17 protein-coding genes, 2 tRNA genes, 3 rRNA genes and 1 pseudogene are annotated in these 24,300 nt (G+C 41.9%); 3 read left to right on the top strand and 20 right to left on the bottom strand.

What is annotated here, in order from left to right; all coding sequences use genetic code 11:
* Window positions 1-12 precede the first annotated feature (12 nt).
* From H7R46_RS02515 to H7R46_RS02495, 5 genes are read right to left on the bottom strand one after another with little or no spacing between them, the layout of a single operon-like run.
* The gene (locus H7R46_RS02515) at window positions 13-849 is read right to left on the bottom strand and encodes an enoyl-CoA hydratase/isomerase family protein (RefSeq protein WP_005065264.1); all 837 of its coding nucleotides are present in this window, start codon (window positions 847-849) and stop codon (window positions 13-15) included.
* Window positions 850-865: 16 nt separating this feature from the next.
* Entirely contained in the window at window positions 866-2,023 is a 1,158-nt protein-coding gene (locus H7R46_RS02510; protein WP_005065266.1) for an acyl-CoA dehydrogenase family protein, read from the bottom strand.
* A 42-nt stretch (window positions 2,024-2,065) separates the two neighbouring features.
* Window positions 2,066-3,679 carry an acyl-CoA carboxylase subunit beta gene (locus tag H7R46_RS02505; protein WP_005065268.1) on the bottom strand — a complete coding sequence of 538 codons (1,614 nt, stop codon included), beginning with the start codon at window positions 3,677-3,679 and terminating at the stop codon, window positions 2,066-2,068.
* A 2-nt stretch (window positions 3,680-3,681) separates the two neighbouring features.
* Window positions 3,682-4,569, bottom strand: a complete 888-nt coding sequence (locus H7R46_RS02500) for an SDR family oxidoreductase (RefSeq protein WP_197976153.1) — start codon at window positions 4,567-4,569, stop codon at window positions 3,682-3,684.
* Window positions 4,570-4,589: 20 nt separating this feature from the next.
* The gene (locus tag H7R46_RS02495; protein ID WP_005065273.1) at window positions 4,590-6,395 is read right to left on the bottom strand and encodes an acyclic terpene utilization AtuA family protein; all 1,806 of its coding nucleotides are present in this window, start codon (window positions 6,393-6,395) and stop codon (window positions 4,590-4,592) included.
* A gap of 186 nt (window positions 6,396-6,581) precedes the next feature.
* On the opposite strand from H7R46_RS02495, the gene H7R46_RS02490 reads away from it, so the two are divergent.
* Window positions 6,582-7,181: a TetR/AcrR family transcriptional regulator gene (locus H7R46_RS02490; RefSeq protein ID WP_005065274.1), complete on the top strand. Its 600-nt coding sequence runs from the start codon at window positions 6,582-6,584 to the stop codon at window positions 7,179-7,181.
* A 30-nt stretch (window positions 7,182-7,211) separates the two neighbouring features.
* On the opposite strand, the gene H7R46_RS02485 is transcribed toward H7R46_RS02490, so the two are convergent.
* The 11 genes and pseudogenes from H7R46_RS02485 to H7R46_RS02435 all read right to left on the bottom strand — a co-directional run bounded on the left by H7R46_RS02485 (window position 7,212) and on the right by H7R46_RS02435 (window position 18,419).
* A complete protein-coding gene (locus H7R46_RS02485) occupies window positions 7,212-8,375 on the bottom strand; it encodes an acyl-CoA dehydrogenase family protein (RefSeq protein ID WP_005065276.1) in 1,164 nt (387 codons plus the stop codon).
* 141 nt (window positions 8,376-8,516) lie between these two features.
* Window positions 8,517-9,080, bottom strand: a complete 564-nt coding sequence (locus tag H7R46_RS02480) for a DUF4256 domain-containing protein (RefSeq protein WP_005065278.1) — start codon at window positions 9,078-9,080, stop codon at window positions 8,517-8,519.
* A 167-nt stretch (window positions 9,081-9,247) separates the two neighbouring features.
* Window positions 9,248-9,643, bottom strand: a complete 396-nt coding sequence (locus tag H7R46_RS02475) for a DUF2007 domain-containing protein (RefSeq protein ID WP_002117882.1) — start codon at window positions 9,641-9,643, stop codon at window positions 9,248-9,250.
* 147 nt (window positions 9,644-9,790) lie between these two features.
* Window positions 9,791-9,905, bottom strand: a 5S ribosomal RNA gene (gene rrf / locus H7R46_RS02470).
* Window positions 9,906-10,092: 187 nt separating this feature from the next.
* Window positions 10,093-12,983, bottom strand: a 23S ribosomal RNA gene (locus H7R46_RS02465).
* A gap of 352 nt (window positions 12,984-13,335) precedes the next feature.
* A tRNA-Ala gene (locus tag H7R46_RS02460) sits at window positions 13,336-13,411 on the bottom strand.
* Window positions 13,412-13,466: 55 nt separating this feature from the next.
* Window positions 13,467-13,543, bottom strand: a tRNA-Ile gene (locus H7R46_RS02455).
* Between the two features lie 59 nt (window positions 13,544-13,602).
* A 16S ribosomal RNA gene (locus H7R46_RS02450) occupies window positions 13,603-15,140 on the bottom strand.
* Together the 16S, 23S and 5S rRNA genes with 2 tRNA genes alongside form the textbook arrangement of a ribosomal RNA operon.
* 442 nt (window positions 15,141-15,582) lie before the next feature.
* Window positions 15,583-16,669, bottom strand: a pseudogene (locus H7R46_RS02445) (DUF6670 family protein).
* Between the two features lie 17 nt (window positions 16,670-16,686).
* Window positions 16,687-17,520 (bottom strand): CDP-diacylglycerol--serine O-phosphatidyltransferase, encoded by an 834-nt coding sequence (gene pssA / locus H7R46_RS02440; protein WP_002119541.1) that lies wholly within the window; start codon window positions 17,518-17,520, stop codon window positions 16,687-16,689.
* Window positions 17,521-17,561: 41 nt separating this feature from the next.
* Entirely contained in the window at window positions 17,562-18,419 is an 858-nt protein-coding gene (locus H7R46_RS02435; RefSeq protein ID WP_002119552.1) for a 23S rRNA (adenine(2030)-N(6))-methyltransferase RlmJ, read from the bottom strand.
* Window positions 18,420-18,536: 117 nt separating this feature from the next.
* On the opposite strand from H7R46_RS02435, the gene H7R46_RS02430 reads away from it, so the two are divergent.
* Together H7R46_RS02430 and H7R46_RS02425 are read left to right on the top strand one after the other, a co-directional pair.
* Complete coding sequence (locus tag H7R46_RS02430; protein WP_005067331.1) at window positions 18,537-19,142, top strand: 2OG-Fe(II) oxygenase; 606 nt, start codon at window positions 18,537-18,539, stop codon at window positions 19,140-19,142.
* A 67-nt stretch (window positions 19,143-19,209) separates the two neighbouring features.
* Window positions 19,210-19,737: a hypothetical protein gene (locus tag H7R46_RS02425; RefSeq protein ID WP_002119538.1), complete on the top strand. Its 528-nt coding sequence runs from the start codon at window positions 19,210-19,212 to the stop codon at window positions 19,735-19,737.
* A 63-nt stretch (window positions 19,738-19,800) separates the two neighbouring features.
* Here the strand turns inward: H7R46_RS02425 and H7R46_RS02420 are convergent, their stop codons facing one another.
* From H7R46_RS02420 to H7R46_RS02405, 4 genes are all read right to left on the bottom strand, one after another.
* Window positions 19,801-20,046, bottom strand: a complete 246-nt coding sequence (locus H7R46_RS02420) for a DUF2789 family protein (RefSeq protein WP_002119522.1) — start codon at window positions 20,044-20,046, stop codon at window positions 19,801-19,803.
* Between the two features lie 172 nt (window positions 20,047-20,218).
* Complete coding sequence (locus tag H7R46_RS02415; RefSeq protein WP_002119517.1) at window positions 20,219-21,205, bottom strand: malate dehydrogenase; 987 nt, start codon at window positions 21,203-21,205, stop codon at window positions 20,219-20,221.
* Window positions 21,206-21,416: 211 nt separating this feature from the next.
* Entirely contained in the window at window positions 21,417-22,079 is a 663-nt protein-coding gene (locus tag H7R46_RS02410; RefSeq protein WP_005804634.1) for a ribonuclease T2 family protein, read from the bottom strand.
* A gap of 57 nt (window positions 22,080-22,136) precedes the next feature.
* Window positions 22,137-24,080, bottom strand: a complete 1,944-nt coding sequence (locus H7R46_RS02405) for a lytic transglycosylase domain-containing protein (RefSeq protein ID WP_005067327.1) — start codon at window positions 24,078-24,080, stop codon at window positions 22,137-22,139.
* Window positions 24,081-24,300 lie beyond the last annotated feature (220 nt).

Here is a 24,300-nt window from a genome sequence, read left to right as displayed (position 1 = left end):
TATCCCTATCGCTTATGATTCATCGGCCCAATTCGGCAACCGTTTCTGGATAAAAGCCATCGTACCTTCTTGTCCCTCGGTACCACCAACTGCTTGAGCAAACTGCTGTGCAGCATCATCTAACAAATCACTCAAAGGCTCATTGAGCGTTCGATGTAACAGTGCTTTAGTCACGCGGGAAGCCTCGGGGGCGGCACGTTTAATGTGTTGAATGGTTTCCTGTAAAGCTTGTTCAAGTTCGATTTCATTATGTGCAATTTGATGAACCACGCTGACACTCAGTGCAGTATGCCCTTCAAAGCGCATACCTAATAAAGCTAATCGACGAGCTTGAGTTAGACCAATACGTTTCACTACAAAAGGAGCAATTTGCGCAGGAATCACACCAAGTCCAGTTTCAGGTAAACCAAACTGGGCATTGTCACGGCTAATGGCAACATCGGAAACACATGCCAGACCAAAACCACCACCTAACACCGCGCCTTCTAAAATCACCACAACCGTTTGCGGTGCGGCTTCAACTTGCTCAAGCAAGGCACCAAAACGGCGGTTAAAGTCCACATAAGGTTGTAGACTGCCGGCAGTAGTCGCTTCAATTCGTAAAGTAGCCATATCTTTAATGTCACCACCTGCACAAAAAGTACCGCCTTCACCACGGATGATCACCGCACGAATCGAAAGGTCATCGCGAATGGCAGCAAAAACCTGCTGAATTGCATTGACCATATTCAGGTTCATGGCATTGCGACTCTCTGGTCGATTTAACCAAAGGTATAAAATACTGCCGTCCTGTTCCAATTGAATACTGTCATCTATATCTAAAACTTGTAGAGATGCTGAAAGTGTCATGGTGTATTCCTTATATTTATTTGTGCTTTTTAGGCAGAATATCCATCAACTTACAGATAATTCCCAACATAATCTCATCTGCCCCGCCCCCAATAGACCCTAGGCGGCCATCACGATACAGCTGCGACGCAGGGTTATCCCACATGAAGCCATTACCGCCCCAGTATTGCAGACAACTATCAGCAACTTCACGAGTTAAACGTCCAGCTTTGAGCTTTGCCATAGACGCCAACATCGTGACATCCTCGCCTGCAATATGCTGTTCGCATGCTTGATAGGTTAATGCTTTGAGTGCTTCCACTTCGGTCATGAGTTCGGCAAAACGAAAATGAATATATTGGTTATTAATGAGGGGTTGACCAAAAGTGGTACGCTCTTTGGTATAGTCGATGGTCTTTTGGATTAAATTTTCCAACCCACCAATCGCATTGGCACAAGCCCATAGGCGCTCTTCCTGAAATTGCATCATTTGCATCATAAAGCCCATGCCTTCAACACCCACTAAGTTACGCTGTGGTACACGTACATTGTCTAAATAAACCTGTGCTGTGGTCGTTGAGCGCATCCCTAATTTATTAAGTGGCTCTGAAAAACTAATCCCTTTGGTTTTTGCGGGCACAATAATCATCGACTTATTAACGTGTGGTTTATCATCAGACGTGTTGGCTAAAAGGCAGAAGAAGTCGGCCTGCAAGGAGTTGGTAATCCACATTTTGCTGCCGTTAATGACATAGTCATCACCATCTTTTTTTGCAGTTGTTTTAATAGCAGCAACATCCGAACCAGCATGTACTTCTGATACTGCAATGGATGCAACATATTCCCCTGCAATCGCTGGTGTTAAAAACTCATCACGTAATTCTTTACTACCAAAACGTGCCAAAGCAGGTGTTGCCATATCGGTTTGTACACCAATAGCTAAAGGCACCCCGCCACAAGCTGCATAGCCAATTTCTTCTGCAACCACGAGGTTATATGAATAATCTAACGCTAAACCGCCATTTTCTTCTGGCTTGCAAATTCCTAATAAACCAAGATCACCCATCTTCTTAAATACTTCATGGATTGGGAAACGTCCCGCGGCCTCCCATTCTGGAATATGTGGATTCAGCTCATTTTGAACAAATTGACGAGCTGTACGGCGCAATGCTTCATGTTCATTAGTAAATTTCATTGTGTTATTCCTATTAATTTTTTTAATTGCGGTAAAGGTTGATTAAAAACGGGACACACCAAAACGAGTTGGATTTAGCTCTCGTTGCTGTGCTTCATAAATGGTCTGTAAAAGGAAAATTAATAATTTTCGGGTATCTCGCGGATCGATAATGCCATCATCATGTAGCATAGCTGTATTGAAAAGCGCGGTAGATTGCTGCTCTAATTTCATGGCCGTACTTTGCTCAAGAAAATCGAGCATTTGCGGATTCGGCTCCTGCCCTGAAGCTTTTTGTTTACCTTCAGCAACAATACGCAGTACCTTTCCAGCTTGTGCAGCACCCATTACAGCAACATGCGAATTTGGCCATGCAAAAATAAAGTCTGGCGATAAACTCCGACCACACATCGCGTAATTGCCAGCACCATACGACCCTGCCACAACAATTGAAATTTTAGGTACAGAACAATTGGCAACCGCTTGAATCAGCTTTGAGCCATGTTTAATAATGCCATTTTGCTCGGCATCGGTTCCCACCATAAAGCCAGTGGTATTATGCAAGAATAATAATGGGCGCTTGGTCTGCTCACACAGGTGAATAAACTGGGCTGCCTTCGCTGCCCCTTGGGGTGTAATCGGACCATTATTGGTAATAATACCGATATGTAATCCGCCAATTTTTGCCCAGCCACACACCGTTAAATCATCATATTCCTGTTTAAATTCTAGAAAATCTGAATCATCAATAATGCGGGCAACCACTTCTTTCATATTGAATGGTTGTTTCGGGTCGTTTGGAATCACACCCAACAGTTCATCGACATCGTAACGAGGTTCTTTATATGTCGTTTTAACTGGTTTGATTTGTTCTTTCCAGTTCAGATGTTCAAAAATTTCACGTGCAAGTCGAATACCGTCAGCATCATTTTCTGCCAAATATTCTGCAGTTCCGGCAACCTGTGCATGCATTTCTGCCCCGCCCAACTCTTCAGCTGTTGCCACTTCGCCAGTGGCAGCCAAAAGTAAAGGGGGACCTGCAAGAAGCATCTCGGTTTGCTTGCGTACAGCAATCACATAATCGGAAAGACCGGGCTGATAAGCACCACCTGCCGTTGCATTACCATGCACCACTGCAAGTTGGGGAATACCTGCCGCTGAAAGACGTGCCTGATTGGCAAATGTCATACCACCATAGGTAAATACTTCCGCAGCATAATTAAGGTTTGCACCACCACTTTCGGTCAGCGTAATCAGTGGGAGTTTTTGTTCTAAGGCAATTTTTTGCAAACGCAAAGTTTTCTGTACGCCCATAGGAGACATGGTCCCGCCTTTAATCGCACTATTACTTGCAGAGACCAGACAACGCACACCACTGACAAAACCAATCCCAGCAATTACACCACCACCAGCTTCGGAGCCATCCTTGTCATCATGCATGTTGTAGCCAACCAAACCACAAAGCTCAACGAAAGGTGAATCAGCATCGAGTAACAACCGTACACGCTCATGTGGCAGAATCCTGCCCTTTTTATCGAATTTCGGTTTGGCAGCATACGATTTATCAATACTTTTTTGTTGAATTGCACGGACTTCACTCAGTTGAGTAAGCAATGCCTCTTTATTCTTTTGATACTGTTCACTACCAACAGCAATTTCGGATTGGAGAATAGTCACTGTTACTTCTCCTCAGCCTCAGTCTTTTTCTGAAAAATTTCAGGAATAAACGCGCGATGGAAACCATTATAAGACTGGCTATTTGTCGCATCAACTAGTGGGTACATGCGTGTTCCTTGCGATGCAGCGCCATCAATACGCAAAGTTACACCTGAAACAAAAGCCGCAGCATCAGACAGTAAATAACAAATCGCCGATGACACTTCTGACTCAGTTCCCATACGTTTTAACGGTACATTGCCAGCAAGACTTGGAATAATTACTTTGGCAAAATCACCGCTATAATTATCCATACCGGATGACACGATCCACCCTGGTGCAACCGCATTTACACGAACACCTGATTTCCCCCACTCAACTGATGCTGTTTTAGTTAAGTTATCAACCCCCGAACGCGCAGCGCCAGAATGCCCCATTCCCGGCATACCGCCCCACATATCAGCAGTCATATTGACAATACTGCCACCATGTTTAGCCATCCATTGGTTATAAGCTTCACGCATTAAATAGAAAGTTGCATGCAAGTTATTACGCACCACTGCATCAAAACCATTCGCCGAAATATTCTCTAAAGCTGAGGGGAACTGGCCACCCGCATTATTTACCAGACCATCGAGTTTGCCGAATTTCTCAATCACTTCGGCAATCATATTTTTCACTTGTTCTTCTTCACGGTTATCACAAACAATGAAATGAACCCGCCCATCATCTTCTATAATTTCTTGGCTTACTTTCTCTAATTTCTCAATTTTGCGTCCTGTAATCACCACATGAGCGCCAAGAGCTGCAAGCTCATGGGCCGTACAACGGCCAATTCCTGAGCCGCCACCTGTCACAATAATGACTTTATTAGCAAAAGCATCTGGTCTAAAAATTGATTGATAACTCATCTTTGTTTCATCCATTCATTTTATTTTTCTAAAAGATGTGCCGGAACTTTTACAGACATATCCAATAATTGTTGTGCAAAGGCCTTCCCTTGCGGATCTATACGTAGGCTTGCAACACCACCGCCACCCAAGGCATTTTCCAACATAAAATTCAGTGCATTTAAACCCGGCAACTCATAACGAATTACTCGCCCTTTCTCAGCATCCAAGACATGTTGCATATAGCTTGCAACAGTCTCTTCAGTCAGTGCTGCACGAATCCATGGCAAATATTCTGCTTTACGTGCAATCACACCGATATTGCTATGATTGCCTTTATCACCACTGCGGGCGTGAGCAATTTCAATCAAAGGAACTTCAATTTCATCTCCTTGATAAAGTGCATTTTCACCTGCCTTTAAAGTAGGCAATTGCTCTGTAGAAACTCCTGGTGGAATCTCAACTGGGTAGCGTTTTCCTTCAAAATCGATTTCGACACTTACTTGATTTTTATCTATTAAAAATGAAAATAGTTTAATCACTGGAGATGCTTTGGGTCGGCCTCCAACAATACCTGCCAAGGCTGGAGCCATACCTGTTGAAGCTTGAGCAATTTCAGATGCAAAGAACATACATGCTTCTTTGAACATGTGTTTTACAGCTATCTTGACCACAACTTCACGACTATTTAATGTTTGGGCATGTTCGCCATAGGTACTTTCAATCCCTAAGATTTCAACTGATTTCTCACTAAAAGGTGGCACTGAGCGCATTGCTAAAACACGTTCACACTTAGTCAAAATCGCATCGGCAATGACTTGTGCTTTTTGTGGTGCCTCACGCCCTGCAATTAAAAAACTTACTAAAACCCGATAACCATCAGGATAGGTCGCACTGACTTTATATTGCGCAGTCGGTGCTTGTCCTTTCGCTCCCGTCACACGAACTCGGTGCTCCCCAACTTGTTCTAAATGCACTTGGCTGAAATCAGTAATTACATCGGGTAGTAAATACGCTTGAGGATTGCCTATTTCATAAAGAATTTGCTCTGCAACTGTAGCAGTAGAAACCAGACCTCCTGTACCTTGAGGCTTAGTTACAACAAATGAGCCATCTTCACTCACTTCAACCACTGGAAAGCCCATGTTGTCGAAGCCTTGCACCAATTGCCAATCGGTAAAATTACCACCCGTACATTGGGCGCCACATTCAATCACATGACCTGCCAACGAACCTTGCGCCAACTTATCGTAGTCATCTAAAGACCATTGATACTCATGAACTAAGGGTGCAAGTACCACAGCAGAGTCAACAACACGACCAGTAATCACAATATCGGCGCCTAAGTCTAAGGCATCACGAATAGCCACCGCCCCTAAATAAGCATTACTACTCGCCACCTGTTCTGGCAAAGCTTCCCCGCTAAACATTTCCTGAATATTCTGTGATTTTAGCTGCTCATGTTTTGGCAAAAGATCATCACCTAACACTACGGCAACTTTCAGGTCTAGACCATATTCTTTAATTATTTTTTGCAAGGCATCTCGACATGCCAATGGGTTAACACCACCAGCATTACTAATCACCTTAATCTTTTTCTCTGCAATTTTTTTAAGTAGAGGCGCCATGACACGACTGACAAAATCTAAAGCATAGCCATGTTTCGGCTCTACCATTTTCGCTTTGGCCATAATCGACATGGTGATTTCTGACAAGTAATCAAAAACCAAATAATTAATATCGGTTAGATGTACCAATTGAAAAGCAGCAGTATTGGTATCTCCCCAAAAACCTGAGGCACACCCTATTTTTACGACACGCTCATCATCCAGTTGATTACTTGCCATCTTGTTTCTCATTATTTTGTTTAAAAATTACACTCAACATTACCAAGCAAGCGCTTGGTTTGTAAAGAGCAAAATGTTATTGTGAAATTGACTAAAACTGCCAAACTCGACAACTAGCCTAAAACATGGTGAGATTTAGCAAAATTTTTTCCGTAAATATTTTTATATAAAGGATCCAGCTTTCGTATGATTGCTACTTCAATTGAACAGATTCCAAATATTTCTTGCTTTGACGATAGCCCGCGTGGTCGTTTATTACAGGGAGCAGCCTATCTATTTCACAAACAAGGTTATGATAAAACCACTGTCCGCGAACTTGCTCAATTTATTGGAATTCAATCAGGTAGCTTATTCCATCACTTCAAGAGTAAAGATGACATCCTCGCTCATGTAATGGAGCAAACTATCATTTACAATCTTGCTCGTTTAGAAGAGGCCGCAGCTCAATCTACCGATCCAGAACACCAATTACGAGCTCTTATTAAAGCGGAACTCATTTCAATTACTGGAGATACTGGTGCAGCCATGGCTGTTTTAGTTTATGAGTGGTTTGCGCTGTCAAAAGAAAAACAAGATTATCTTTTAGAAATGCGTAATGAATATGAACAAATCTGGTTAGATGTCATTGAAAAGTTACGCATTCAAGGCAAGATAAAACATGATGCCTTTATTTGGCGAAGATTAGTTGGTGGTGCAATTTCGTGGACCGTAACTTGGTATAAAGCTGAGGGTAAAGTCAAAATTGATGAGTTAACAGAAATGGTGTGGGAAATGGCTTTGAAATAAAAAGGTGGCTCAATGACCACCCTGCAAGAATTAATAACCGAGCTGCTTACTAATCAAATCTTTCATAATTTCTTCAGCACCACCGCCAATCATATTGACCTTTACTTCACGGTAAATACGTTCAGACTTAGTACCTCGCATAAAACCCATACCTCCCAACGTTTGTACAGCCGCATCAGCACAAAATTGCATAGTGCGAGTCGCAACATTTTTCAGCATCGAGATTTGAGCGACTAACTCAGGCCCATGCAGTTTTGGCTGAGTCATTTTCCATGCAGTTTCTTCAAGTAATGCCCGTGTTGAGGTTAATTGCGTTGCCATATCTACCAATTTATGACGAACCACTTGATGATCTATTAATCGCTTACCAAAAGTTTTTCGTTGCTGTGCCCAATCTAGAGCTTCTTCATAACAGACTAAAGCATAGCCATACGCTACTACACCTAAGAAAAAACGCTCCATATTAAAATTATTCATAATAACTTTAAAACCAGCATTTTCTTTACCGAGCAGATTTGATGCAGGTACTCTCACTTGATCAAAATGCAAATGAGCTGTATCAGAAGCCCACCATCCCATTTTCTTTAAAGGTGTTTTAGTAATTCCCTCACTGTGCGCATCAACGAGCAACATTGAAATGCCTTCAGCACCTGTTTTGGTTGGGTCTGTACGCACCGCAACTGTATAATAATCTGCACGAATTCCCGATGTGATAAATGTTTTTTCACCCGAGACAATATAATAGTCACCATCACGAACAGCTTTAGTCTGTAATGCAGCCACATCAGAACCACCGCCTGGTTCTGTAATCGCTAATGCCGAAATCTTTTCTCCTGAAATAATCCTTGGTAAAACTTTTGACTTTAGTTCTTCACTTCCAAAATGCTGAATCGGTGGTGCTCCAATTGTATGTACCATGAGTGAAATATGTACTCCACCCGAACCAGCTTTTGCCATTTCTACACCAGCCAGTAATGAATAAAATGGATCTGCATCAGGAATACCGCCATATTCCTCAGAAAAACCTAAACCTAATAGACCAATTTCAGCAGCCTTCTTATATAGCTCTCTTGGGAATGTCTCAGCCTCATCCCATTCATTAACGAAAGGAGCTATTTCTTTTTGTACAAATCGACGAACATTATCAGCAAAAGCAATATGTTGTTCATTATAGTAAATTGGGTTTGGTTGCATTTCTACAGATGTCCTGATGTTTTTATTTAATTCCAGAACATATCTTGTCATGTTTGCCATCAATCAAAAGTTGCAAGAATCTCCATTTTCTTGGCATAAAACATCAAAGCTTCTTCTGTTTATTCAAATACAATGCAATGCCTATACTTTTAAGCAACAACGAAAATCACGAGCAGCATAATAAGACTGCGCTCCATTATGATAAATAAAGACACGACCATATCGACGATCAGCAAAAAGTGCTCCATATAGTTTACGAATCTCATTTGGGGTTTTGAGCCAACTTGATGTTTTAAGGTCAAACTCTTCGATTTCTTGTAATTGGTAATATTGCTTTTCTGTTAAAAGTTCAACACCCATTTCCTTAGCTATATCTATTGCGCTATTTTTAGGAGGATGATCTTTTCTAGATTCTAGAGCCTCACGATCATAGCAAAGGCTTCTACGACCTTTAGGTGTCTCAAGAGAGCAATCTACAAATAAATATTCGTCTTTCTGCTGATCATAAGCAATAACATCAGGCTCCCCTCCTGTATTTTCCATTTCCAGCAATGACCAAAGTTTATCAGGAACCTTAATTAGTTTATTTTGCACATCCGACCACTCTATTTCTGTATGACGATGTGTATTTTTTTCAAATCTATTCTTTAATAATTCAAGGAGTAACTCTATTTGCTTTTGAGTTAGCTGTTTTTTATCTACCATTAAATAAGTCCTTATATTTATTAAATTGAACGGCCATCAAAATAATTTATTTTATTTAATATCAATGGCTTCTCCGCCTAGTACACTAATTGCAGAGATAGAACTAAATCCAATACCTCTACATTAGGTTCCATAATTAAGATAATCAATAATCGTTTACTATATATTTAATTCCAAAAGTGTCCACAACGCTTACATCTATTACCATTTCTAAAAGAAAATAAAGGTAGGCCCAAAAACATAAACGCTAAAAAGGCAGATTTTTTTCCTTTATTATTAACTTCTATATCCAAGCTTCCACACTCAGGGCAACATTCTTTACTCTCCCCAAACTTTTGTTCAAGCTCATCACTAAAGTCTTTTTCAAGAAATGACTTCGCTTCATCAACATAGTTTTCTGGAACTAATAAACGAACCCCACCTAAAGCATTAGAATAAAACCAATCCATATTAATTGTATGCTCATTTTCAATATAAACAGGAATTCCAAATGCTTCTAGTTGAGTCTTTGCAATTTGTGCCTCATAAGGAAATGAGAAAGTTTTAATTACGATCCATTGCATATTAAATTTCTAATTAGGTAAATAATTTTAGAGTAGCTTTATTTCTTTATAATTTGAATTAATTTCAGTATCTAAAGAATTGAGGATACTAATTCCGCGCATAAAAAAACACCCCCATTCGTTAGAACGGGGGTGTTTAGAATAATGAGCTGGCGATGACTTACTCTCACATGGGTAACCCCACACTACCATCAGCGCTAAGAGGTTTCACTTCTGAGTTCGGGAAGGGATCAGGTGGTTCACTCTTGCTATGGTCGCCAGCACAACTGGTATGGATACTTGCTTCGTTTTATTCACTGTGTGATACGTTGCGTTTTCCAAATCTTGACAGATGGGCTGATTGAATCTGATTTTTCGTTGTTCATTTTAGCTAGTGGTATAACTAAATCAAGTTGCTTTGCATGTTTATGAATCGATTGATGCTTCATATACAACTGCTTGGGTGTTGTATAGTCAAGCCTCACGAGCAATTAGTATTGGTCAGCTTCACATATCACTATGCTTCCACATCCAACCTATCAACGTCCTAGTCTCGAACGGCTCTTTAGAGGAATAAATTCCTAGGGAAATCTTATCTTGAGGTAGGCTTCCCGCTTAGATGCTTTCAGCGGTTATCCCTTCCGAACATAGCTACCCGGCGATGCGACTGGCGTCACAACCGGTACACCAGAGGTTCGTCCACTCTGGTCCTCTCGTACTAGGAGCAGATCCTCTCAAATTTCCAGCGCCCACGGTAGATAGGGACCGAACTGTCTCACGACGTTCTAAACCCAGCTCGCGTACCTCTTTAAATGGCGAACAGCCATACCCTTGGGACCTGCTTCAGCCCCAGGATGAGATGAGCCGACATCGAGGTGCCAAACACCGCCGTCGATATGAACTCTTGGGCGGTATCAGCCTGTTATCCCCAGAGTACCTTTTATCCGTTGAGCGATGGCCCTTCCATACAGAACCACCGGATCACTAAGACCTACTTTCGTACCTGCTCGACTTGTGGGTCTCGCAGTTAAGCGCGCTTTTGCCTTTATACTCTACGCGTGATTTCCGACCACGCTGAGCGCACCTTCGTACTCCTCCGTTACTCTTTAGGAGGAGACCGCCCCAGTCAAACTACCCACCAGACACGGTCCTCGTCCCGGATAACGGGACAGAGTTAGAACCTCAACATTACCAGGGTGGTATTTCAAGGACGGCTCCATTGGAACTAGCGTTCCAACTTCAAAGCCTCCCACCTATCCTACACAAGTAAGGTCAAAGTTCAGTGTCAAGCTGCAGTAAAGGTTCACGGGGTCTTTCCGTCTAGCCGCGGGTACACTGCATCTTCACAGCGATTTCGATTTCACTGAGCCTCTGCTGGAGACAGCGCCGCCATCATTATGCCATTCGTGCAGGTCGGAACTTACCCGACAAGGAATTTCGCTACCTTAGGACCGTTATAGTTACGGCCGCCGTTTACTGGGGCTTCGATCAAGAGCTTCGCTTACGCTAACCCCATCAATTAACCTTCCAGCACCGGGCAGGCATCACACCCTATACGTCCACTTTCGTGTTTGCAGAGTGCTATGTTTTTAATAAACAGTTGCAGCGGCCTGGTTTCTGCGGCTGTCGTCAGCTCAGGAAGCAAGTTCCATCACCAACAACAGCGTACCTTCTCCCGAAGTTACGGTACCATTTTGCCTAGTTCCTTCAGCAGAGTTCTCTCAAGCGCCTTGGTCTACTCGACCTGACCACCTGTGTCGGTTTCGGGTACGATTCCTGTGTAACTGAAGCTTAGAGACTTTTCCTGGAAGCATGGTATCAGCCACTTCACTGTACAAGTACAGCTTGCTATCGGATCTCAGTATAGAGTACCCCGGATTTGCCTAAGATACATACCTACATCCTTCCACCTGGACAACCAACGCCAGGCTGACTTAACCTTCTCCGTCCTCTCATCGCATTACACAGAAGTATTGGAATATTAACCAATTTCCCATCGACTACGCCTTTCGGCCTCGCCTTAGGGGTCGACTCACCCAGCCCCGATTAACGTTGGACTGGAACCCTTGGTCTTTCGGCGAACGGGTTTTTCACCCGTTTTGTCGTTACTCACGTCAGCATTCGCACTTCTGATACCTCCAGCATACTTCTCAATACACCTTCATCGGCTTACAGAACGCTCCCCTACCACTTGACTAATGTCAAATCCGCAGCTTCGGCACATAGTTTTAGCCCCGTTACATCTTCCGCGCAGGCCGACTCGACTAGTGAGCTATTACGCTTTCTTTAAAGGGTGGCTGCTTCTAAGCCAACCTCCTAGCTGTCTATGCCTTCCCACATCGTTTCCCACTTAACTATGATTTTGGGGCCTTAGCTGGCGGTCTGGATTGTTTTCCTCTTGACTACGGACGTTAGCACCCGCAGTCTGTCTCCCGGATAGTACTCATAGGTATTCGGAGTTTGCATCGGTTTGGTAAGTCGGGATGACCCCCTAGCCGAAACAGTGCTCTACCCCCTATGGTATTCGTCCGAGGCGCTACCTAAATAGCTTTCGGGGAGAACCAGCTATCACCAGGCTTGATTAGCCTTTCACCCCTATCCACAAGTCATCCCCTGGCTTTTCAACGACAGTGGGTTCGGTCCTCCAGTTAGTGTTACCCAACCTTCAACCTGCTCATGGATAGATCGCCTGGTTTCGGGTCTATACCCAGCAACTAAACGCCCTATTAAGACTCGATTTCTCTACGGCTCCCCTATACGGTTAACCTCGCTACTGAATATAAGTCGCTGACCCATTATACAAAAGGTACGCAGTCACACCACGAAGGTGCTCCCACTGCTTGTATGCATGCGGTTTCAGGATCTATTTCACTCCCCTCACAGGGGTTCTTTTCGCCTTTCCCTCACGGTACTGGTTCACTATCGGTCAGTCAGGAGTATTTAGCCTTGGAGGATGGTCCCCCCATATTCAGACAAGGTTTCACGTGCCTCGCCCTACTCGTCATCATTATGTGTGCCCTTTCGTGTACGGGAATATCACCCTCTACGTTCGCACTTCCCAGAGCGTTCCACTAAAACACACATAACTTAATGGGCTGATCCCCGTTCGCTCGCCGCTACTGAGGGAATCTCAATTGATTTCTTTTCCTAAGGGTACTGAGATGTTTCACTTCCCCTCGTTCGCCTTGCAACACTATGTATTCATGTTGCAATACCTACCTTAAAGTAGGTGGGTTCCCCCATTCAGAAATCTCCGGATCAAAGGATATTTGCCGCCTCCCCGGAGCTTTTCGCAGGCTATCACGTCTTTCATCGCCTCTGACTGCCAAGGCATCCACCACATGCACTTAATTACTTGACTATACAACCCCAAACAGTCGTCAACACCTACAAGTGAGTGTTGTCCGTGCGATTCTTCATCGCTACTATCTGTTGTCTGTGTACTTAAACACTGTACAGCTTCAATCTAAATTCATATACCAAAACGCTTGATTCAGTTAATTTGCTAGTTCTCAATTCATCTAGATTAATTGCTTAATCTAAACTCTTGAGTGAACAATTTATTTCAGACTCAATTTTGCCAATCTGTTAATGAATAAACATGCCTTCGTCAGGTCATGCTTAATACCGTGATACTTAAATCACAGAAGTTAATAAACCAAGATCTAAATCTCTATTTACTAATTTCTGTAATCCGAACTTCTCTTAAGTTCTGGTGGAGACTAGGAGAGTCGAACTCCTGACCTCCTGCGTGCAAAGCAGGCGCTCTACCAACTAAGCTAAGTCCCCAGCTTACATCATCAGTCATGTATCTTTTATCTATAACTTCAACCAGTCAAAGTCATGGTGGGTCTGACAAGACTTGAACTTGTGACCCCACGCTTATCAAGCGTGTGCTCTAACCAACTGAGCTACAGACCCTCAGATACATCTATGAAGAACAACTTGTTGTGGATTCTTACCAATCGTCAATCTTTCGTTAAGGAGGTGATCCAGCCGCAGGTTCCCCTACGGCTACCTTGTTACGACTTCACCCCAGTCATCGGCCACACCGTGGTAACCGCCCTCTTTGCAGTTAGGCTAGCTACTTCTGGTGCAACAAACTCCCATGGTGTGACGGGCGGTGTGTACAAGGCCCGGGAACGTATTCACCGCGGCATTCTGATCCGCGATTACTAGCGATTCCGACTTCATGGAGTCGAGTTGCAGACTCCAATCCGGACTACGATCGGCTTTTTGAGATTAGCATCCTATCGCTAGGTAGCAACCCTTTGTACCGACCATTGTAGCACGTGTGTAGCCCTGGCCGTAAGGGCCATGATGACTTGACGTCGTCCCCGCCTTCCTCCAGTTTGTCACTGGCAGTATCCTTAAAGTTCCCGACATTACTCGCTGGCAAATAAGGAAAAGGGTTGCGCTCGTTGCGGGACTTAACCCAACATCTCACGACACGAGCTGACGACAGCCATGCAGCACCTGTATGTAAGTTCCCGAAGGCACCAATCCATCTCTGGAAAGTTCTTACTATGTCAAGGCCAGGTAAGGTTCTTCGCGTTGCATCGAATTAAACCACATGCTCCACCGCTTGTGCGGGCCCCCGTCAATTCATTTGAGTTTTAGTCTTGCGACCGTACTCCCCAGGCGGTCTACTTATCGCGTTAGCTGCGCCACTAAAGCCTCAAAGGCCCCAACGGCTAGTAGACATCGTTTACGGCATGGACTACCAGGGTATCTAATCCTGTTTGCTCCCCATGCTTTCGCACCTCAGCGTCAGTGTTAGGCCAGATGGCTGCCTTCGCCATCGGTATTCCTCCAGATCTCTACGCATTTCACCGCTACACCTGGAATTCTACCATCCTCTCCCACACTCTAGCTAACCAGTATCGAATGCAATTCCCAAGTTAAGCTCGGGGATTTCACATTTGACTTAATTAGCCGCCTACGCGCGCTTTACGCCCAGTAAATCCGATTAACGCTTGCACCCTCTGTATTACCGCGGCTGCTGGCACAGAGTTAGCCGGTGCTTATTCTGCGAGTAACGTCCACTATCTCTAGGTATTAACTAAAGTAGCCTCCTCCTCGCTTAAAGTGCTTTACAACCATAAGGCCTTCTTCACACACGCGGCATGGCTGGATCAGGCTTGCGCCCATTGTCCAATATTCCCCACTGCTGCCTCCCGTAGGAGTCTGGGCCGTGTCTCAGTCCCAGTGTGGCGGATCATCCTCTCAGACCCGCTACAGATCGTCGCCTTGGTAGGCCTTTACCCCACCAACTAGCTAATCCGACTTAGGCTCATCTATTAGCGCAAGGTCCGAAGATCCCCTGCTTTCTCCCGTAGGACGTATGCGGTATTAGCATTCCTTTCGAAATGTTGTCCCCCACTAATAGGCAGATTCCTAAGCATTACTCACCCGTCCGCCGCTAAGATCAGTAGCAAGCTACCTCTCTCCGCTCGACTTGCATGTGTTAAGCCTGCCGCCAGCGTTCAATCTGAGCCATGATCAAACTCTTCAGTTAAAATCATTTTGCACCTTATTAAAGACAAGGTGCCAATTCTGGCTCATCAATTACTGACTTAAATTTCGCTCAAATAAACTTCGAGTAATTTAAACCAATCAATTAATGAAAATTATTTCGATTAATCAATCAGTAAAAATCCACACAAGTTGTTCTTCAATTCTCTTAATGATCTTCTTCCTGGTTCGTCACCAGCAAGCTAGGTCGGCTATATTACTCTTAATCTCTTAAAAGTCAACAGGTAATTTCGATATTTTTAAAACTTATCTCTCAAACCAACTTACCATCAAATTCATCACTTAAAGCAATCAACTTAATCACAAGTAACTGTTTTTCAACAAGTTTCTATCTGCATCACCGCCGATGGATGTGCATTATAGACCATCTCATCCCCTTTGCAATACCTTTTTTAATATTAGTGCAACAACAGTTCGCTTTTTAATCAAAAACGATAAAAATAGTCATTTTTTATATAAACATGGTTGTAAAAGCATCAATTTATCTAAAATTTTCTCGTCTTGATTCTTTTCTTGCCATCTAAGTGGGCGACAATCAATATATTCACAGTATCCCCCCTCTCCTTGCAGACACTGTTCATTCCAACTTAATTGATATTGAAAGCTTCCCACATATCCGGCCGCCAACCCAAACTTATAATCACCACGACTTTGTGCATAAAGTTCAAAAATTATTTTTCCATTTTTCTCACATTGCCAAGAAAACTCCCTAGGCAAGTACATCTCTTTACCATTTGGTGTTTTAACCTTTGGATAAACTCGGTGGATATGTAAATTTACGTCTTCTGTAAAACTTTCAACAGGCTTCCCAAATTCTTGAATATCTAATCTTGAACATAGGATGATATTCCACTGATTTCTTATTTGTAAGAATGTAAGCTGCGTCGTTTCATTTAAGTTAATAATTTGGCACGTATAGAAACATAAAGATAAGAACGGTAAGTGCAAAGCTCGCGCGTGTTTAAATCGCCCCAACCCTTCAATTTGATATTTCTGTCCTTTATAAAAAATTTCCCCTTCACATACACATAGTGTTGACCAATAGTCAGAAACACCCCACTGCAAAGCAGAGGCATTAGATATATTTTCTGGAATCTGAATCGTAAGATCACACCCCATTTCTGGGTCTAATCGTTGAAGGCGAATCACGGGAATTTGCCATTGAATCAGGTCGGTTTTATCAAATTGATATAGCGCCGAATCAAACTGGCATTGGCGTCGAATAGAATATGTTTTTAAATGTCCCACACTATGTTGGCTATTACTTACAAGCACTGTTGCAGTGTCGATAGCTGAAGTTGTAATGCTATGGGCGTTATAACACAGAGGAATACGTGGCTGTCCCACTAAACTAATATAATTAAAATAACGAAGTGGGGTTGGTAAATTAGGAAGGATCAAGCCTTGATAAACAATTTTAAAAAAGCCACGAGAAGGTTGATAAACAACCCCCTCTTTAACATTAGGGCCCAGCTGCTGTAATTGATTAATTTCACTTATCAACTTAGGCATACTGAACCTCTTCTATTTTATGTTTTTAGTGTTTCATTACTCTTGCGTGCAAATAAAGTCGTAACAAAACCAGATAGAGCATAGATAATTGAAACTGTCAAAATGCCCATTGGAATATTATAAGTGATTGCCGCAAAAATCAGTACTACTGGCAACATAACTACAAAAGGAACGCGTTTACGATCCATCTGCTTGAAAGAATAATATTTAATATTGGAAATCATGAGTAATCCCACAATTACCATAAGAACAGCATTAATAGTTTGAATCGCAATATCACGTAAATCAAAAATGAAAGGATAATCGCGAGCAACCCAGACGAGTGAAATAATGATAATAGCAGCGAGTGGACTTGCAATGCCGATAAAATAACGCTTATCAACAACGCCTATTTGCACATTAAAACGCGCTAGTCGGAAGGCTGCGCAGGCTGTATAAACAAAACAACAAGCTAAACCAATACGGCCTAAATCATGCAAACTCCAGCTATACATCAGCATTGCTGGAGCCACACCAAAAGCTAACAAGTCTGAGAGAGAATCATATTGTTCGCCAAAAGCACTTTGTGCGCCAATTGCTCGAGCAACTCGACCATCTAAGCCATCTAATAGCGCTGCAATAAAAATGGCATAGATCGCTTGGTTAAAATCCCCATTCATACTTGCAATGATGGAATAGAAACCGGACAACAGAGCAGCGGTTGTAATTAAGTTAGGCCAAAGATAAATACCTCGGCGCTTCACTTTTTGTCCTTCCGGATTATCTTCTTCTTCAACCACTTCAAATGTAATCCCATCAAATGAATGTTCATTATGAGTTAAATCTTGCTCTGGTTTAGGCGCATTTGTCATTATTTTCTATTCCAAACATGTGCATTGATTTAAGTTAACTGTTACTCACCTACCAACCAGCGAACAGCAGCATGACCACCAGTTTCTTGCATGCGAAGATGCGGGAATAACCACTGTAGTGCTTGGTCTGCTTGTTCAGAGAACTGCCAAGGTGGGTTAATCACTAATAGACCACAACCATTTAGACCCACAGGTGTGTCATCTGGCCACACACAAATTTCACAAACTAACTGACGGCGAATACCCGTTTTAAACATTTTCTTTTCAAAACGTTCAATCATCGCTCGGTCTTTGATTGGATACCAAACTGCAAAAACGCCTGTTGGCCATTTTTTATAAGCTTGTTGTAAAAGTTCAACTAATTGCGGAAAGTCTTTACGTTCTAATTCGTAAGGAGGGTCGATCATAACAAGACCGCGCTTTTCTTTTGGCGGAATTACGCCGAGCAAGCCTTCATATGCATCACGCTCATGTAAACCTGCACGTTTATCACGAATGTTATGACGTAATTGCTGAAATACATCGCGCTGCATTTCAAAAATTGTTGCCTTATCAATTTCACGCATGCCTTGCAAAGCAAACCAAGGAGAACCTGGATAACTCCCCTTACCTTCTTCAGAACGCAATTGTTCGACTAACTTCAAATATTGTTGGATTGCTTCAGGTGCCTGACGCTTTTCCATTTCAGATAGTTGAACTAGACGATGAATGCCTGTGAGAAATTCTCCAGACTTTTGTGCAGGTGCCAGAGATAAATCATATTTGCCGGCCCCTCCATGCGTATCGATATAACGATAAGGTTTATCTTTAGCATTTAAACGGTTGAGCAGCTGTAGCAAAAGCACATGCTTCATAACATCTGCAAAGTTGCCCGCATGGAAATGGTGACGGTAATTCATGTTGACTTTAATTCCTCAATTCAACAAATAGTTTAACATGAAAAAAATATTCTTTCGTAAGGTTGTGATCATCTAAAATAGAGCTGCTTGATATTTTTACGATCTACTCGAGGTTATATGCGTTCTCACTCACTTCCTGATTCATGGAATTTGGATCAAATTTTAGATGATTTAAATGCGCATGGCTTTGCCATTATAAATCAAGCATATCCAGATCAATATCGCGCACAGGTTTCTCAAGAATGTAGCCATCATATGGATGAATTTAGAGAAGCAGGCATTCAAAACGGCGTTGTAAGTAATATTCGTAGCGACCATATTCTCTGGATTAATGACCGGCTCCCTATTGCTCAGCTACATATTGAAACCTTAACTTTATTTTCACAAAGTCTAAATCAAGCATTCTATTTAGGGATTAAAGAGGTTGAAGCTCATTTTGCCCGTTATAATTTGGGTGAATTTTATGCTTTACACCGAGACAATCCTCAACAAAAAAATGATCGTATTATCTCAACTGTCTATTATCTACATCCAGAATGGCAAGAGGATTGGGGTGGGCAATTGCGACTACAAGATAACAACGAGAAATGGCATATTGTTAATCCCGAACCCAATCGACTGGTAATATTTCAAAGCGATTTATTACATGAAGTATTAATTTCAAAACAACAAAGGCTATCTATTACGGCTTGGCTTCGTAGTGGAAATTCTATTTGGGTTTAAAGGTTACTCTTTAAATTTGATAAATGAACCCGATATAAAAGCTATTGATTAAAAAAGGTGATGGCGTATGTCTATTGAAAGTAAAACAATTGTGAACCGAATTGGTGAAACAGACCAACTTTATTTGACTGAAAATACGCCTGAGCTTGCTTTAGAGCGTGCTGAGTTACGCATGCAACTTGTAGTATTAAGTCGTGTTCGCCAAGAACAGCTACATTTCTTACAAGAAGCTATTGTCTTGCTTGAACAAGCACGCATGGAATATGAAGAAATGCCATTGAGCTTATATCTTAATTTGTCTTTACATTTAGCCAAAGCCTATATGCTTTATTTTGAACTCAATAAAGAAAAACGTTTTGCGCTGATTACTCAACAAATTTTGAAGCCATTAGCACATCATGAACATGCTGATATCTACTTCTTCTTGGCATATGCGTCAGCAGCACGACAAGAGTCAGCATTAACAAGACATTGGTTAACTAAATATTTATCAACGTCTACATGTGATCTTGAATTGCTTCATGGCCAACCTGTATTTGACCTTGTACGTCATGAGCCATGGTATAAAGATAAATTAAAAGTAAAGACACATTAAACTCTTAATGCAATAAAGCCTGTTTTACGTATTACTTGTAAAACAGGCTTTATTTTTTTGAAATTATTTTTTCACACTGTCTTCATGCAGTTGTTCATTGAGCTCATCAATAACCACAATCCACTCATCATCTTTTTCCCAATGACTCTTCAAAAAATCGCTTTGACCTTTTGACCAAAAAGATGCTTCATGTAATTTTTGCTCGGCTGGCAATTGATGTGTTTTGATAAAGTTTTCAATACTTGCTTCATCAGAATCTAAACCCAACTGATCAAATAAAAGCTCTAAAGTCGGTTGCTGTTCAAACATTGTTATTCTCCTATAACTTCTTTTAAATCATCTATTAACTAATCTAACAATAAAACGTTTTTACTTGCATGATAGTGTCTATATTTTCTTGTTGCTTTTTGTGTTTGCTTTTTCAGAATTCAATAAAAAAGCACTCTAAAAGAGTGCTTTTTTAACTCATCAAACTGATGAATTATTTTACCATGTCAGCAATTGCTGCACGTTCTTCTTCAAGCTCGTTTAGAGTGAAGTTGATACGCTCACGGCTGAATTCATCGATTTCTAAACCTTGAACGATTTTGTATTCACCGTTTTCAGTTGTAACAGGGAAACCGAACATAACGCCTTCAGGAATACCATAAGAACCATCAGATGGAATACCCATAGTTACCCATTTGCCGTTTGTACCAAGCGCCCAGTCACGCATATGGTCAATTGCAGCGTTAGCAGCAGAAGCAGCAGAAGACAAACCACGCGCTTCGATGATCGCAGCACCACGTTTACCAACAGTTGGAAGGAATACGTCTTTGTTCCAAGCTGGATCGTTGATTTTGTCTTTTAAGCTTTCGCCATTTGCAGTTGCAAAACGGTAGTCAGCATACATTGTTGGAGAGTGGTTGCCCCAAACTGTTAAGTTTTCGATGTCAGCAACTGCAACACCAGCTTTTTGAGCAACTTGAGTCAACGCACGGTTGTGGTCAAGACGCAACATCGCTGTGAAGTTTTTCGCTGGAAGATCTGGAGCAGATTTCATTGCGATGTAAGCGTTAGTGTTTGCAGGGTTACCTACAACTAATACTTTAACGTTACGGCTAGCAACTTCGTTTAATGCTTGACCTTGGCCGATGAAAATTTCACCGTTAACTTTTAACAAGTCAGCACGTTCCATACCAGGACCACGTGGACGAGAACCTACCAATAATGCGTAGTCAGCATCTTTAAATGCAACTTTCGGATCATCAGTCCCGATCATGCCAGCCAATAAAGGGAAAGCACAGTCATCAAGTTCCATCATTACGCCTTTAAGCGCTTGTTGTGCTTTTTCAACTGGAACTTCAAGCAATTGTAAAATAACAGGTTGATCTTTACCTAACATTTCACCGCTTGCGATACGGAATAATAAGCTGTAACCAATTTGACCTGCAGCGCCAGTCACGGCAACACGAACGGGTTGCTTCATGTAATTGTCTCCAATGAGTGTCCTTAATCGGGTTAAATAGGAATTCCATCTAACCAAATCATCATAAACGGCAAAGATTGTACTCTAAAGATTTGGCAGATGCATGTAAAAGCCACTCGTTTTCACCAAAAGTCTGATAGAAAATACAAATTAATCTTTACAAATAGATTCAATGTATGGTGAGCATTTCCTTACGAAATGTCTGTAATCTTTAATAACTACCTTTAATCATGATTTCACCAGGGCAATTCGATACCACATGATTTGCACACTGTTTATATTGGCCCTTTACCGTGTAACAAACTTTCACTTCCGTTAAGACCACATCCGAACGTGATAATTGACAACTAAAACGGATACCATTTTGAGGTAAGCTCGGATTAAGACGTACAAACTGCTGTCTTAACGCAGATTGCTGCATTTCAACATTTGTTGAACTTGTGAGACTGGCCGGAATTTTTAAACGTTCAGCGAAATTAATAACCGTACGGAAATATTGGCTTGCATTCATAGGAACGCATCCACCTACACTTTTCCATAGCTGTACACGAGCATTATTATCAGGCATAACCCGAGCTACGACTTTGGCTTGCAATGGAGATAAGGTTGCAGAACTGTCTGTTGAGCAGTTACTTTGGTTTGTTTCCGGCATAAGGCCTGTAATTGTCAGTGAATATCCTTCAAGACATTTACGTTGTTTTTGTTTAGAGGGATCTAATGCACATGCGGCAGGTGTCATTTGCACATGCATAACATACCCCTGTAAATTAACAGGTTCGGCATGTAAAACGGAACTCATCAATCCTACTCCCGCACAGATGAGCCACCATGCAAGTTGCAAAATTGAACGAAGTTCCAAATATCTATATTTCATTTAATTAAAACTTGAATATGCCAATTAAAAGAAGATCCATCATCAACCACCTTAAAGCTAAGGCGACGTACGCATTGGAATGACTTTCATACGCTGCGATAACGACTGGGCGCCTTGACCCAATATTACACCGTAATGTGTTGCATTCGTCATAACGTGCTTGACGTAGTCTCTGGTTTCTAACAATGGAATTGTCTCAGTATATTGGTCAGCCGAAATTGATTGATAATCCGGTTGCCAACGTCTAGCCCGATTAGGGCCCGCATTATAACCTGCTGTCGCCAAAACAGGGTTATTGCTTAATTGTCCCTGAATCATCGACAAATAAAATGTTCCATATCGAATATTGGTATTCATTTCATTTAATGCAGCCGGATTATAAGTTTCACCCATTTGACGTGCAATCAACTTCGCCGTATCAGGCATAATTTGCATAAGACCGCCCGCCCCAACGTGAGAACGCGCAGAAGTAACAAACCGACTTTCTTGACGCATTAAACCATAAGCCCATGCAGGATCAATTCCTGCATTGTAACTATGACTTACGACATTAGTCTTATGAGGAGTCACATAGCGATAAGTATCATTATGCTTATTTGTTGTACGATCTGCTGCATAAATTGCACGGTCATACCACCCCATGTCATGAGCACGCTTTGCCGCAGCTAAAAGTAAACCGTCATCATGCTGAAGATACGCTTGACGAACTGCCCAATTCCACTCTCGATTCGTATAAGTTGGATTTGCATTAATACGTCTTAAAGTAAAAGCACGATTAAAGTGAATATTCTGATCTAAACGTCTTAAATCACTTGCTGTCGGCTGATCATCATAAGGTTGGTGGTTATAACGCTCACCTAAACGATCTTTTGCTAAAAGGTTATGATAGTCATCACCAGCCTGAGCCAGTTTTCTATAAATTTGTTGTGCTGTTGCTTTAGAAGCACTATCACCACGCTGCTCTGACGCACGAGCAAGCCAATATTGCCAACGGTCTTCTTGTTTTTGGGTTACCGTCATACTATCAATAGCGCGAATTAAACTTTCCCACGCCCCAAAACGAATCGCCTGACGCGCATAAATTTCAGCTTCTTCCGGACTTAATGGATAACCATAACTTGCATCAAAATATTGAAGAACTTCACGATTAAAATTATTTTTCATTACCGTGGTGCCACCAATATAGGCTACCGTACGATATAAATATTTTTGTACATTTTGTGGCGTACCTTGGGCAACACGCTGCACATTTGAAAAAGCATTACTTAAGTCATTATTAGCTAAACGCCCTAACGCGAAAATCAAATAAGCATAATCTGCATCATTTGTTTTAGGCGCACTCCATAAATAATTGAGTGGATTGGCCTGAATTTGGTTAAGCTGGGCCAAGGACAAATTCAAACCCAAAGTTTGTGCTGTTGCGAGCGCCTGCCCCGACAAACCTGCACGCAATTGTACCCATAGACGCTGTTGTTTATCTTGTGCGCTCATTAAAGGGCTAGATAACATCATGCGCCCTAAACCTAAGCAGGATTCTGGTTGTGACTCAGTTGCTAACCAAACATCTTTATATTCAGCAAAAACTAATGCATCACCACTTCTCGCCCGCACCTGTGCCAAAGCACAATTTTCGGCTTGGTCAGGGTTGGTGACATAAGATAAGACGGGTTGTGCAGATGCAAAGTCAGCTTGTTTAACTTTTTCTTCAACATAATCGGCTGCTAATTTTTCAGCCATTGCTGATTGTGGATAGCGTTGAGCAAAGCTTACGATAGAGGCAGTAGGTTGAAAGCCAAGGTTTGTATTAAGTTTCCAATATTCTGGGTAATATCCCAACACATCATTTTGCATAGCAAGCTGATATTGGTCTAATAACGCAGTATTACCACTATTTGCAGCATTTAGTGCATCATTAAACTGCTCTTCGGCAGCATAGGTAAATGAACAACCAAGTAAACACATAGCTCCTAACCAGCTACGATGCATATATTTATTTTTCATTACACGACTATGGATTGATGAGCTCTTTCTACTTGGTCTCATATATGTGCTAAACCCTGACTATTCACCTTCAACGCATAGTTTAATTATTCTTCGTGCTTTCTTTTGTTGTGTTATGTAACTCTATGATTCAACATCATTAAAATTCACCTAATTTACTTCACAAAAACCGTGTCATGTTCTGAAAGTTTACTGTTATCGGTTCAGCTCAAATACTGCT

It is taken from the genome of Acinetobacter sp. BEC1-S18-ESBL-01 (genome assembly GCF_014169935.1).
GTDB classification, from domain to species: domain Bacteria; phylum Pseudomonadota; class Gammaproteobacteria; order Pseudomonadales; family Moraxellaceae; genus Acinetobacter; species Acinetobacter pittii.
This window is presented reverse-complemented; position numbering and strand designations above follow the sequence as displayed.